The organism is Enterococcus gallinarum NBRC 100675 (assembly GCF_001544275.1).
Lineage (GTDB): Bacteria > Bacillota > Bacilli > Lactobacillales > Enterococcaceae > Enterococcus_D > Enterococcus_D gallinarum.
Map to the genome: position 1 here is coordinate 36,287 of NZ_BCQE01000003.1, position 14,364 is coordinate 50,650.

11 protein-coding genes are annotated in these 14,364 nt (G+C 42.8%); 1 reads left to right on the plus strand and 10 read right to left on the minus strand.

Annotated elements, in window-relative coordinates:
* Positions 1-35 precede the first annotated feature (35 nt).
* The 9 genes from argC to EG2_RS01645 form a co-directional block, all read right to left on the minus strand.
* Positions 36-1,058, minus strand: coding sequence for an N-acetyl-gamma-glutamyl-phosphate reductase (gene argC, locus EG2_RS01605; RefSeq protein ID WP_060813219.1), 1,023 nt, complete (start codon positions 1,056-1,058; stop codon positions 36-38).
* A 76-nt stretch (positions 1,059-1,134) separates the two neighbouring features.
* On the minus strand, positions 1,135-2,289 hold the full coding sequence (locus EG2_RS01610) for an acetylornithine transaminase (RefSeq protein WP_060813220.1): 1,155 nt from the start codon (positions 2,287-2,289) through the stop codon (positions 1,135-1,137).
* Positions 2,290-2,486: 197 nt separating this feature from the next.
* On the minus strand, positions 2,487-4,367 hold the full coding sequence (locus EG2_RS01615) for an ABC transporter ATP-binding protein (RefSeq protein ID WP_003128146.1): 1,881 nt from the start codon (positions 4,365-4,367) through the stop codon (positions 2,487-2,489).
* On the minus strand, positions 4,364-6,091 hold the full coding sequence (locus EG2_RS01620; RefSeq protein WP_003128145.1) for an ABC transporter ATP-binding protein: 1,728 nt from the start codon (positions 6,089-6,091) through the stop codon (positions 4,364-4,366). Before EG2_RS01620 ends, EG2_RS01615 begins: the two co-directional genes overlap by 4 nt.
* Positions 6,075-6,764, minus strand: a complete 690-nt coding sequence (locus EG2_RS01625) for a TetR/AcrR family transcriptional regulator (RefSeq protein ID WP_060813221.1) — start codon at positions 6,762-6,764, stop codon at positions 6,075-6,077. The genes EG2_RS01620 and EG2_RS01625 overlap by 17 nt, the downstream gene beginning before the upstream one ends.
* Before the next feature lie 279 nt (positions 6,765-7,043).
* Positions 7,044-8,024 (minus strand): LPXTG cell wall anchor domain-containing protein, encoded by a 981-nt coding sequence (locus tag EG2_RS01630; RefSeq protein ID WP_060813222.1) that lies wholly within the window; start codon positions 8,022-8,024, stop codon positions 7,044-7,046.
* Between the two features lie 290 nt (positions 8,025-8,314).
* The gene (locus EG2_RS01635; protein ID WP_060813223.1) at positions 8,315-10,282 is read right to left on the minus strand and encodes a glucose PTS transporter subunit IIA; all 1,968 of its coding nucleotides are present in this window, start codon (positions 10,280-10,282) and stop codon (positions 8,315-8,317) included.
* 13 nt (positions 10,283-10,295) lie between these two features.
* Entirely contained in the window at positions 10,296-11,198 is a 903-nt protein-coding gene (murQ, locus tag EG2_RS01640; protein ID WP_005470111.1) for an N-acetylmuramic acid 6-phosphate etherase, read from the minus strand.
* Positions 11,185-12,258, minus strand: coding sequence for a DUF871 domain-containing protein (locus EG2_RS01645; protein ID WP_060813224.1), 1,074 nt, complete (start codon positions 12,256-12,258; stop codon positions 11,185-11,187). Before EG2_RS01645 ends, murQ begins: the two co-directional genes overlap by 14 nt.
* A 241-nt stretch (positions 12,259-12,499) precedes the next feature.
* Between EG2_RS01645 and def the strand changes: the two genes are divergently transcribed.
* Positions 12,500-13,063, plus strand: a complete 564-nt coding sequence (def, locus tag EG2_RS01650) for a peptide deformylase (protein WP_003128139.1) — start codon at positions 12,500-12,502, stop codon at positions 13,061-13,063.
* 71 nt (positions 13,064-13,134) lie between these two features.
* Here the strand turns inward: def and EG2_RS01655 are convergent, their stop codons facing one another.
* A complete protein-coding gene (locus EG2_RS01655) occupies positions 13,135-14,337 on the minus strand; it encodes a M20 family metallopeptidase (protein WP_060813225.1) in 1,203 nt (400 codons plus the stop codon).
* Between the last annotated feature and the right edge of the window lie 27 nt (positions 14,338-14,364).

The window sequence follows — 14,364 nt, forward strand, 5'->3', positions numbered from 1 at the left end:
TCCTTATTCTGAACTAATCGAATTCCCAAGTATCGTTAAGGATACCAAGGGATCTGTCGTAATCCAGCTGTTTCCTCCAGCCCAGCCCATTTATTGACGTTCTGGATTGCTTGTCCGGCAGCCCCTTTTACTAAATTATCGATCACCGCAATGACTGTCACGATGTGGGTCATCGGATTTAAGACCAACCCAATGTCACAAAAGTTGGTTCCTGTCACCTGACGCAGTTCTGGCAGCTTTCCTAACGGCTGCAAGCGAATAAATGGTTGTTCTTGATAGTCTTCTTGATACCTCTGATAAATATCTTCCGCTGTTCTTTCTGGCGCTACAGGCACATAAAGGGTCATCATGATCCCTCTGTTAACCGGAATCAAACTAGTGGAAAATTGGATGGCCGTCAATTCTGGATCCCATTGTTGAAACTGCTGGACAATTTCTGGGATATGCTGATGCTGATTCAATTTATATGTCCGCATATTTTCTGAAATCGTCACAAAATGACTGGTATCTGACAGTTTTTTCCCCGCACCAGAAAGCCCAGATTTGCCGTCAAAAATGGGAATGCCTGCCAACCATTTTCTTCTGACTAAAGGCGCAGCGGCTAAAATTGCGGCAGTGGCATAGCAGCCTGGATTGGCCATTAAATTTCCGTGGGACGTCTGAAACTCTGGCAATGCATATGTTGCAGCATGCAATAAACGATCCGCAGCTGGCGTCTGCTGGTACCATTGCTGATAAACACCTGCTTCTTTCAAACGCAGATCTCCGGATAAATCCATCACAGGAAAGTCTTGTTCGACAAATGGCGAGACCAAATCTTTGCTAATACCAGCCGGTGTCGCAAAAAAGACCAATTCATTTTCTTGCATAATCTGCAGCGGATCAAACGGGTAAATCCTTTGGTTGACCAGTTGCTGCAGATGGGGATAAACATTGACTGAATTTTCTTGGACTGAATGACTATGTAACGTTCCTATCTCCAAGACAGGATGCAATTGGATCAAACGAACCAATTCCAATCCTGTATAGCCGGTAAACCCGACGATTGCTGCTTTCACTTACTACACCCCTTTTTCACTTGTTCTCAAATTCTTTTTCAACAACCTTTCAACAACCAAAGCAGCTCTTCTTTCTTCATTCTCGCCTTTCAGTGGTTTCTTCTTTCGTTCCTAAAACATGGCGTAGAACAGCGAGTCCTTCAGCCATTTCTGCTTCCGTTATAGTCAATGCTGGCAGCAGACGCAGGACGTTCGTTCCAGCTTTCAACACCAGTAACCCTGCTTGACGCAATTCTGTCATCGCCTGTTGGAGAGCAGCGCTATCCTTCAACTCTAAGCCAATCATTAGGCCCTGCCCTCGAATAGCCACGATCTGTGCCAGATCCGTTAAGCCTGCCATAAGCTGCTGATGTCTGGCAGTAACATTTACTAACACAGGGGAATCGGTTAGGACCGTACATACGGCATTTGCTGCAGCCATCGCTAACAAATTACCACCAAAAGTTGAACCGTGACTTCCAGGGCCAAACCTCTGCTGTAAGTCAGTTTTTCCTAGCATGGCACCAACCGGCAGCCCATTGCCCAACCCTTTTGCTAATGTAAAAATATCAGGTTCGATCCCATATTGCTCAAAAGCATAAAAACTCCCCGTGCGTCCCATTCCTGTTTGAATTTCGTCTATGATCAGCAGTGCACCTGCTTCTTGACATAACGCGGCCACCTTTTGGACCCATTCTTTTTCAGCTGGGATCACGCCGCCTTCTCCTTGGACCAGTTCCATCATCACCGCAGCTGTTTCCTCATCCAACGCTGCTTGCAGCGGGGAAAATTCATTGAAGGGCAAATACTCAAAATCTGGTACGAGCGGACCAAAATCCTGATGGATGCTTTCTTGAGCCGTTGCTGTCATGGCACCAAATGTTCGTCCGTGAAACGAGCCCTCGAAAGTTAAAATCTTTGTCCGACCAGTTGCTTTTCGAGCTAGTTTTAAGGCTGCTTCATTTGCTTCAGCCCCACTATTGCAAAAATAGGCAAGATATGGACCTTTTGCTAGTTTTTGCGCGACTGTCTCTTGTAACGAATTGGTGTAGAGGTTGGGCGCATGCCATAATTTGTCCGCTTGCTGCAGCATTGCCTGCTGGATTTCAGGCTGCCCATAGCCAAGGTTGACGACCCCAATACCGCTTGTAAAATCTAAATATCTCCGACCTTGAGTATCTGTTACATAGCTGCCCTTTCCTGCAGCAATCTCTAATGGCAAACGTGTATAATTGGGAAACAACTGACTCATCCATCAACGACCTCCTATGAATATTTATGTATTAATATACATTTTTAGCAAATAAATTGCAATATTTATTTATTTTATAACAAAAATATTCATTCCAACACAAAAAAAGAGAAGCTTAATGCTTCCCTTCATTCTTGTTTATATTCACAAAAATCGATTGAATAAAATCGTTGAATCCTTTTCGTTGTCTTCTTGTATCAGGCCGCATCTTCTGAAAATTGGCTGTTATACAAGTCCGCATAAAAACCATTCTTAGCCATCAATGTGTCATGGTTTCCGGTTTCGACAATCGAACCATGATTCATCACAATAATATTGTCGGCATCCCGAATGGTAGATAAGCGGTGAGCAACGACAAAACTTGTCCGATTTTCCAACAATTTGTTCATGGCTTTTTGGATGAGAATCTCGGTCCGAGTATCCACACTAGATGTTGCTTCATCCAAGATCAACACATCTGGATCAGCTAAGAAGGCGCGCGCGATCGTAATCAATTGTCGTTGTCCTTGAGAGATATTGCTAGCTTCTTCATTGAGGACCGTATCATATCCGTCCGGCAGCTTGCGAACAAAGTCATCCACGTGAGCAGCTTTAGCGGCTTCGATTACTTGTTCTTTCGTCGCTTTGTCATTGCCGTAATGGATATTGTCATAGATTGATCCTGTAAATAGCCATGTATCTTGTAGAACCATTGATATGTTGCTACGAAGCTCATCACGGGTCAGATCTCTTGTGTCCCGACCGTCGTAGCGAATACTACCGCCGGAAACATCATAGAATCGTTCCAACAGATTAATCAATGTCGTTTTACCGGCACCGGTAGGTCCAACGATAGCTACCATTTCCCCAGCTTTGACGTCTAGATTAAAATCGGTCATCAATAAGTTGTCTGGTGTATAACCGAATTGAACATGGTCAAAACGAACTTTATAGTCGCTTTCTTCCACGGGTAATCCAGAAGGTTCATCTGACATTTCTTCTTCATCCAAGACCTCAAAGACCCGTTCTGCTGATGCAACAGTTGATTGGATCGTATTCAATAAACTAGCAATTTGAGTGATCGGTTGTGAGAATTGGTTCGTGTATTGCAAGAATGCTTGCACATCCCCCAAAGTCATGTTCCCATTCGCTACTTTGATCCCACCCAGAACTGCGACAAAGACATAGCCCAAGTTCTTGATGAAGTTCATCAATGGCATAATGATTGCGGAAATGAATTGTGCTTTCCAACCAGCACTATACAGACGATCGTTTTCTTCTTCAAATACTTTTTGATCAGCCGCTTCATGGTTAAAGGTTTTGACAACGGTATGGCCGCCATAGGTTTCTTCAACCTGATTATTCAGTAATCCCAAGCTCTTTTGTTGCGCAGCAAAGAATTTTTGTGATTTTGGTGCGACGATCATTACGACGATCAAGCTTAGCGGCACCGTTGCTAATGCAACCAATGTCAACTGCCAGCTAATCGTTAGCATCATCCATAACACTCCGACTAAAGTAACAATACTGGTAATAAATTGGGTCAAGTTTTGTTGGAGTGTGCTGGCGATATTATCCATATCATTGATTGCCCGTGACATGATATCTCCGTTTGAATGGGTATCATAGTAAGAAATCGGCAAGCGATTCATTTTTTCTTCTAAATCACGACGCAGTTCATAGACGGTCCGTTGTGATACACGGGTCATGATGAATTGTTGCAAGAAATTGAAAATAGCAGAAATAACATACATACCGATAGCGATCATAATGATTTGTCCTACTTTATCAAAATCGATCGGAAATTCGGTGACAGTTTTTCCAGCTTTCATTTGCTCTGCACCAATCATAACACCTTTAAAGATTTCGGTTGTTGCTTCCCCTAAGATCTTTGGTGTTTGAATCTGGAAGATTACGGCGGCAATCGCTAAAACAAATACCGAAATGATTGCGATAGAACGTTTCGACATATAACCGAAAAGTCGTTTTACCGTTCCCCAGAAATTTTTTGCTTTTGGTCCTTTCGCTCCAATGTTGCGCCCTGGACCGCCACCCATCGGTCCACCGCCGCGAGGTGCTTGGTTTTTCCGTTCACTCATGCCACATCCTCCTCTCTCAATTGAGATGATACGATTTCTTGATACGTTTGGTTTGAGGCCATCAATTCTTCATGGGTTCCTTTACCCACCAATTGACCTTCGTCAAGGACAAGGATCGTGTCTGCATCCATTACTGTACTTACCCGTTGTGCGACTACAACCATAATGCTGTTCTTCATGTCTTTTTTCAATGCCGCTCGCAGCTGTGCATCTGTCTTAAAGTCAAGCGCTGAGAAAGAATCATCAAACACATACACATCGGCTTGTTTCACTAATGCCCGAGCGATCGCTAACCGTTGACGTTGGCCACCGGAGAAATTTCCGCCGCCTTGTTCTACATGACTGTCTAAGCCTTCGCTCAATTCTGAAACAAACTCTTTGGCTTGTGCGATTTCCAGTGCTTTCCAGATTTCTTCATCTGTCGCATCTGGTCTACCGTATTTCATGTTTTCTCGAATCGTACCAGTAAATAAAACCGCTTTTTGTGGGACGAAACCAACTGAGTCCCGCAAATTATGCTGTGTTACTTCAGCGATATTCACTCCATTGATGCGGATCGCTCCTGATTCGATATCATAGAGCCGAGGCAGCAAATTGACCAATGTCGTCTTCCCAGAACCCGTACCACCAATGATTGCCACAAAATCACCCGATTTTGCTTGAAAATCAATGTCTTGCAGTGCTAATTTTTCTGCACCATGGTAACGATAGTTGACGTGATCAAAAGCAAGTGTGGCTTGATCACCTTTTAGTTGAATCATCTTAGGTGCTTTATCATCAACGATCTCTTCTTCTTCGTCTAATACTTCATTGATCCGATCTGCAGAGGCTTGTGCTCTTGGGACCATCACAAAGATCATTGACAGCATCATAAAACTGATCAAGATTTGCATGGCATACGTCATGAATGCAATCAGATTCCCAACTTCTAATGTCATTTCAGCAATATAATGTCCACCAAACCAAGTGATAGCAATATTGGTCCCACTCATAATCAATGTCATCAAAGGCATCATAAGTGCCACGATAGTATTTACTTTGATGGCCGTGTGGGTATAGTCTTTATTGGCTTCATCAAAGCGATTGGCTTCATACCCGGTCTTATCGAAAGCTCGAATGACCCGCACTCCAGTCAATCCTTCACGGAAGACCAAATTCAGACGGTCAGTTTTTTTCTGCATGCTTTTGAAAAGCGGCACAGCAAAATACATGATTCCACCAACCAAAACGATCATAATTGGAATAACGACTAAAAAGATTTTGGTTAACTGAGCGTCTTTTTGATAGGCCAAGAAGCTTGCTCCGATCAAAGTGATCGGCGCATTGATCATCATCCGCAAGAACATTTGTGCCACCATTTGAATTTGGTTGACGTCATTAGTCGTACGAGTGATCAAAGAGGCAGTTCCGAATTTATCAAAAGAACGTGCTGAGAAATTTTCTACTTTTTCATAAATATCTGTCCGTAATTTTTGCCCCAATTTTTGTGATTCTCTAGTAGCAAAGAATGTATTGCCTAATGCAGCCAGAATACTGATCAGTGAAAACCCGATCATTAAAAAGCCGGTACGCCAGATATAATCAATGTCTCCAGTTGCAACGCCATTATTAATGATATTCGACGTTAATGTCGGTAAATAGAGATCTGCTATTACTTGTACAACCATAAAGGCAACGGCCATCAGTGCCGAAACGAGTGAAACTCGTTTAATCAACTTTGTCATTCTTTTCCCCTCTTTCTTTTTGTGCGCCATCTCTTAACCAGCTGATTTTATTATTGAAATCAGTCGTTGCTAGCGAAGGATCATAGGCATGACTTTCTGCTAACTCTCGGTATGCTTCAGCAATCGTAGAAAAAACGGTGTGCATCAACAGTTGGACGAGCATTTTCAATTCATGATCATCCTTGACCCGCAATAAGTCTTTATCGATCTCAGCAAAAAATTCTTCCTCCCACTTCTGTCTCGCTTCCTGATGCTCTTTGTGAGAGCCGTAGAGTGGTTTTTTGTGGATATCCGGCATCACTTTTCGCAAAGAACGATAATCCATACTCATGAAGAGATTGCGATAAAATTTTGCATTTTTTCCTTCTAACACTTCTTCGATCATCCGAGAAAAATACCATTCAAAGCCAGCAAACAGATCGCCCTTTTCGTGTTGAATGGAACGAATCAAATCCCGCTGACTGTTTTTTTTCAACGTATGAAAATAGTAGTAGTATAAGTCTTCCTTATTTTCAAAATACTGATAAAAACTTCCCCGAGGGATTTCTGCGTCTTTGATGATATTGGCAATCGAAGCATCCTTCAATGGGACCCGAGAAAATTCTTTCTTAGCAGCGCTTAAAATGCGTTTTTGCTTATCTAATGGCAAATGGAAAAACGTATCCGTTGGCATCGTCATCTCTCCTTTCAGTTCAAATGATAAATGACAACAATTATTATGACAGGTTGTCATATGACACTGTGTCATTATACACCCCTCATGAGAGAATGCAAGTAAAAAAGTTTGAATATTTTATGAAAGTCATTTTCTTTATAAAAAGGAAATTCGCTTAGTGATTTCATTTCATTGAAAATAGATTCATTGTCTTTTTCTGAAAACAAAAAAAGCAGCGGCTATTCCTTAAGAAAGGAAGCCACTGCACAACAGCCGTTTTTCGATTTTAAATAACGTCTATTTTTTCTTTCTAACCCACAGGACACAGCCTACTCCGACTAACAAAACGACTCCAACGACTGGTAAAAACCAATTGCCGGTCTCTCCCGTTTTTGGCAATGCTCGACTGTCCGAAGTAGCACTAGCTACTTCTGTTTTGCTAGTTGTTGTTTGTTCCGACGAAGTGTTGGCAGCAGACGTATCAGAAGATTCGGCATTCCCCGTTACTTCAGAAGCTGCTGGGAGATAATGACCTTGGTTCACAGCATAAATGATCCACCCAATCCGACCTGGAAACAATGTTTCTGAACCACTGGCAGCTACTTCTTCGTCTAAGTGTGACAAAATCGATGTCAACCATTCATCTGAAATTGGCTGTTCCGGAGAAATATAAACACCATTTGTTGGGTAAACAACTTGCAGATATGTTTTTAAGCGATCCAGTTCTGGAATCAACGCTGCAAAAGAAGAATAGCTGCTTGGATCAAAGGCTAGCTGCGGTTCAATCTTCTCCCAAGATAAGAGATGATCGATAAAAAGAGCACGAACGATCCGAGCAAAATAGCCGATATCCATTCCCATCACATCTTGGCTATATCGTAATGCTAATGTCTCTGCATCTTTTAATTGCTGATCGGTCAATTGATCCAACTCATCTTGCGTGAAAGCTGTCACACTTCCATCAGTGATGCCTCTAGTAAAAGCAGAGCGCAAATCACTTTGTTCTGTAATGGTTTCTGACTCAGGACTTGCTTGAACGCCTGTTTGAGCGACAATGGCTTCTACCACATCCTCGGGCTGTGTCGTCACGGATTCACTACTTTGTGCAGTGTCAGCGGTTGATTCCATTTCAGTATTCGAAACCGTCGCTTCTGTCGAAATGATTTCTTCAGTTGATTGCGTAGATTGAATCGTTTCTGATGATTCCGTTGTTTCCTCTGCAATGGCAGTAATTGGTAAAAATAATAGACAGCTCATGAACCAGATACTCTTTTTCATTCCTCTACCTCCTCAGGATTCTCAGGCTTTCTTTGTAACACGAATGTAACACAATAGTAAATTATCCGCAATGTAAAAAGGCACTTCCTTAAGAAATTTAAAAGATATTCAATGTCTTCCGATGCACTCCGCTTCTTCCCTAACAAAAAATCCCGAACCACTTCAGATGATTCACATTAACAGAAGCATTAACGAGATCATCATTCAGCAGTACGGGACGAAGCGTTCTTAATCACCGAATGACACATGGGTAGAAAAAATTGTACCATTCGAATCTAGCTGTTTTTTAATTATTTGACTTGTACAGTCATCACAGGACTAGCACTTGTGACTGTTCCTTTAGCAGTCATGGTTTCTGAGATAACTTGTTCCATATTGGTGAGTACCACAAGCATATCAGTTGCTTTATTGCTAGCTGCCAATTCTGCCAGATCAACTTCAGCAACTTGTGTCGCGGCAGTCACTTGTTGCCCTTCTTGGACGAGGATATTGAAAGGCTTGCCTTGTAGCTCAACGGTATCGACACCCATATGCAACAGAATCTCAAGTCCATTTGGTGTCGTGATTCCAATGGCATGTTTGGTTGGGAAGATCGTTGTTACAGTTCCTGCAGCTGGTGCATAGATTTTTCCATTTGCAGGAGCTACATAATATCCGTCACCCATCATTTTTTGAGAAAAAACAGGATCCTTTGACTCTGTAATCGCATGAACGGTTCCTTCAGCAACTGCATATAGTTCAATGGTTTCAGGTGCTGCAGACGTTGCTGGTGTTGTAGCCACCGTTGAAGTAGCCGCCGGTACTTCTTCATCAACAGCATTGACAGCAGCTAAACGGTCTTTAGGAATCCCAAAGAAGTAAGTAGCCACAAAGCCACCTGCATATCCTGCTAATAAACCAAAGACATAGCCTAACCAATGACCGTTTGCAATCAACGGAATCAAAGCTACTCCAGAAGGTCCAATGGCGGTAGCGCCGATATTCGACAATGCGCCGATAACCGCCCCACCGATTCCGCCTCCGATACATGCCGTAATAAATGGTCGGCCTAATGGCAGTGTTACACCGTAGATCAATGGTTCTCCAATACCTAAAATCCCTACTGGCAAAGCGCCTTTGATCATTTCAGAAAGTTCTTTATCTTTTCGCAGACGAATCCATAGGGCTAATGCCGCCCCTACTTGACCAGCGCCAGCCATTGCTAAGATTGGCAATAACTGTGTGCTGCCAGTTGCTTCGATCATTTGAATGTGGATCGGTGTCAAGATTTGATGTAGACCAAACATGACCATTGGCAAGAAGGTTGCTCCGAGAACAAAACCTGAGAATGCGCCGCCGACATTTAATACCCAATTGATTGAGCCAACCAAACTGTCTGAAATAAACCCAGCTAATGGCATGATCAAAAAGATCTCTGCCAAACCGATCGCTAACAAACACAAAGTTGGGGTAACGATGATATCAATGGCTTCAGGAATCACTCGGTGCAAAACAGTTTCCAGTTTAGCCAGCAACCAGACTGCAAAGATTACACCGATGATCCCTCCTTGTCCAGCTGCCAGAGGATCTCCTGTAAAGAGGTTGGTGATTGGGGCTTCTGGATTCATTCCAGTCAATAAGACGACCGACCCAATGACACCACCTAGCGTTGGGTTCGCTTTAAATACTTGAGCTGCATTGACACCTGTGAAGATCACTAAATAAGAAAACATCCCGTTTTTTAAGATATTTAAAATCATGACATAATAATTCCACGTGTCGCCATCGATTTTTCCTGCAGTGATCAAGTTCGTCATAACAGAAGCAATACCAGCAACTAGACCAGCACCGACAAACGCTGGGATCATTGGGACAAAAATATTCGAAATATCTTTCAATAATGACTTGATTGGTGATTGTTTTTGTTTCGCTTTTTGAGCAGCTTTCATTTCTGCTGCTTTCGCATTCACAGCCTCTTTTCCACTGGTGGCTGCCACAGGAATTTCTTGCCCTAGATCAACACCCGCTTGTGCCGCCATGGCATTTGCTACTTTATTGACTTTTCCAGGACCGATGATCACTTGCAGTTGTTCATCGTCCACTACTCCTAAGACTCCGGGAATGTTTTGTAACCCTTGCTTGCTGACCTTGTTGTGATCACGGACCGTCATCCGTACTCGAGTCATACAATGAGTGACAGAGGCAACATTCTCGATACCGCCTGATTCTTGAAATATTTTTTCTGCTAGTTGTGTAACTGTCAGTTCTTCTTTTGCCATTGATTTTTTCCTCCTATCCTTCTAACGTTCCTTTAACGAACCCTTCTGATTGTACCAGCTTTGCAGCAGCTTCTTCTTTTTCACTATTGGTAAGCAGCATAACGATCGCTAACTTCACATTTTGATCGGCTTTTTCAAAGTAGTCTGCCGCCGTTTCATAATCTGCTTCGGTAGCTTGCATGATGATTCTCTTGGCCCGTTCAACGAGTTTGTCGTTCGTTGGTTTAACATCGACCATTAAATTATTGTACACTTTTCCGATGCCTACCATCGAAATCGTGGAAATCATGTTCAAAATCAATTTTTGAGCAGTCCCTGATTTCAATCGGGTAGAACCTGTCAGAAATTCTGGTCCGCAATCCACTTCGATCGGGAAGCTGGCATGTTTTGAAATTTCTGCTTGTTTGTTGCAGGCGATCGTTCCTGTGGTAGCCCCGATTTCATTTGCATAGTCTAGTGCTCCAATGACATAAGGTGTGCGGCCGCTGGCTGCGATCCCAATGACCATATCATTTTCCGTCAGCTTCAGGTCAATCAAGTCTTGACGCCCTAATTCAACAGAATCTTCTGCCCCCTCAACCGCTACAGTCATTGCTTCTTCACCGCCAGCAATCAAACCGATCACCATATCCGGTGAGACCCCAAAAGTAGGGACACATTCAGCGGCATCTAAAACTCCTAGTCGTCCGCTGGTACCAGCACCGAGATAGATCAATCGTCCCCCTTTTTTGAAAGATTGAATCGTTTGCTGAATTACTTTTTCAATGCTTGGCAATTCCTTTTCAACGGATTGAGCAACTTTCTGGTCTTCGGCATTCATTTTCTGACAAGCCTCTGCCACAGTCATTTCATCCAAACCAAATGTTGCTTGATTTCGTCTTTCAGTTGTTAAGTTTTCTAAATTAATCATTGTCATTTCTCTCATCTCTTTCTATTTTGAATCGCATTCCTGCTTTGATTTGTTGGAGCAAGGGTAGATCTTCTTCAATCACTTGCGCAGCGACATTGACTTTGTCATCTGCGGGCAGGATTCGCTTACAAATTTGGATTTCCCCCATATAGCGCAAGTAATCTTGATTATCGATAGTCACAGCTCCGACAACCCGTTTTTGAGCAGTTTCTGGGGAAATCAATGGGACTTCAGCAAATCGGGCATTTGCACTGCGAATCACATCTCTTGCCTCATCTTGCCGGTTCTCATGCTCTCCTAAAATATGTTGATAATAGGCAGAACCAATATCCTTTGTGCGAAGAAGGACGGTCTGATCGGCTAGATAAGAACTGAATTGCTTCAAAGAAGCAGGGGTCACGATACCATCACCAATGTAGACAGCATCAACGGCACAATCCCTCAACAACTCCAGTGCTGCTGCGAAGGGGCTCATGCTGCGATGCGCTTCCAGTGTCGGCAATCCTTGGTAAAGAGGACCTCTTTTATTCGCATCCCCAGCAACAAAGGCCTGTACAAGAAAACCTTGTTGTTTCAACCACTGATTTTTGGCCTGAAACCATTCTTTGTCTAATCCCGTCTCCGGACGCGGATAGTAATTGTGCCACGCCTCTAGATTAGAAAAATCTGCCTGATAGGTGTTCAACTCGTTAATATCTTTTTCAGTCAATGTACTCGCATTTAAACTAATAGTTATTTTACGAGATAATTGAGCAATGGTCTGATTGTCGATCGCGTAATCCATTCGCAGCCCAGTGACTCCCCGATCCGTCAGTTCATTTAACTCTTTATAGGAAAATCCTGCTTTAGCCAATGCCTCTCCTGAAATATCTACCATTAATGACAACCGATTCTTTTTTGCTATTTCACCAAGTGTTGTCAATCGTTGGCGATAACTGGCGGCATCATCTTCTGGTATATGCATGGATGTAAAAATCCCAGAAAAACCTTGAAGCGCCATTTCTTCGATGGCATCGATGTCTGTGGTAGTCAAATCGGCATTCATAAATACTGAAAACCCAAACATTGTTGATTCCTCCTTGCTGGTACCGTTTTCTACAAAATGATTATACAACGGCCTGTTTGTTTTTGCAACTATATTTCATAATATATAATTATAAAAAGAAATATAATTTCATAACGGTGTATTTTTTAAGAAAAAGTTGTCCCTTAAACTTTCTAATGCGGTTCGGCCATTAGTTGTGGTACACTTTATAAGGAGTCAACGAGCGCGTAATTTTTACATAGTAGGAGGAATCACATCATCAATGATTACAATGGATGATATTATTCGCGAAGGCAACCCAACTTTGCGGGAAGTAGCAAAAGAAGTCCCCTTTCCATTAAGTGAAGCGGACATTCAATTAGGGAAAGACATGATGGAGTTTCTAGAAAATAGCCAAGACCCAGTGAAAGCCGAAGAATTGAATTTACGAGGCGGAGTCGGTTTAGCAGCACCTCAACTAGATATTTCTAAAAGAATCACTGCTGTTTTAGTTCCTAGTAGCGATCCTGAAAATCCAGAACCTGAATTTAAAGATGTGTTGTACAATCCTAAAATCTTAAGCCACTCCGTACAAGAGGCATGTTTAGGTGAAGGCGAAGGCTGTCTGTCTGTAGACCGGGAAGTACCAGGCTATGTCGTACGTCACGCCCGAATCACGATCAGCTATTATGACATGCAAGGCAAGAAGCAAAAAGTTCGTTTGAAGAACTATGCAGCTATCGTCGTGCAACATGAAATCGACCATTTGAATGGTGTCATGTTCTATGATCACATCAATGAAAAAAATCCTTTCTCATTAAAAGAAGGAATTTTAGTGATCGATTAACGATTAGCAAACAAGAGCGCACTCCCAAGTGGGAATGCGCTCTTGTTTACTTTAGTTGTCATTCATTAGGATTAATTTCCCTTTGCCAAGCTGGCTTGATGGTCCGCTTTGATTTGAGACAACAATTCTGGCTTTTGATAAAGATCTAATGCAGTCAATGCGAGTAATTCCGCTGCGATCGCAATCGAGTTCAGTCCTTTGGTACTACGAGCAGCCGCTTTAAATTCCTCGGAGTGACCAGCAATGTATTCATCCGAAATTGAGACAGTTGGCTGGATCGTGGGGATCACTTGGCTGACGTTTCCTACATCTGAAGAGCCTAAACTTGCTTTTGTTTCCACATCGATCTCTGCTTGGGGAACGCCAACTTCCTGAGTATGGGCAAAGAATAGTTCATCAAAACTTGGTGTTACGATCACATCGTCGACTGAATTCTGGAAGAGTCCAAATTCATAAGTCGTTCCTGTTGCTAAAGCTGCTCCTTTAACGATATTCTCCACTTTCTCATAGACTTCATCTAGTGTCGCCCGATTGGCTGCTCGTAAATAAAAACGTCCAGCTGCATATTCTGGAACAACATTCGCTGCCACACCACCATCAGTGATCACGCCATGAATGTTGACATCTTTCGGCAAATGAAGACGCAACCCATTGATCCCATTAAAAACTTGGATCAATGCCTCTAACGCATTAATGCCTTTCTCTGGTGCCGCTGCCGCATGGGATGCCCGACCATAAAATTTGATATCGACAGGATCATTAGCCAAAGATGCGGTGGTTTTGCCATAGCGATAAGCTGGATGCACGCACAATGCAGCATCGACATCCTCAAAAAATCCTTCACGCACAAAACTGCCCTTTGCTGAGCCATTTTCGCCCCCCTCTTCACCAGGAGTACCATAAACGCGGATTTCTCCTCCTAGTTCATCTACATAAGGTTGCAACGCACTAGCAGCCAATACAGAATAAGTTCCAAAGAGATTGTGCCCACAGGCATGACCGATGCCGGGCAGCGCATCATATTCTGCCAAAAAAGCTAATGTTGGTCCAGGTTTGCCGCTTTGATAACGGGCATCGAACCCTGTACGATGACCAGCCACTTCTTTTTCCACGGTGAATCCTTCTTTTTCTAATTGGGCAATCAGCGCATCTGCAGAATAAAATTCATAGTTGCTGACTTCTGGATGATCATGAATATCCAAAGCTAGTTCTTGGTATTCCGGTAAGCGTTGTACGATAAATTCTTTAATAGAAGTTTTTACAGTTGTTGTCATATGATTTTCTCTCCCTTTAATATGGAT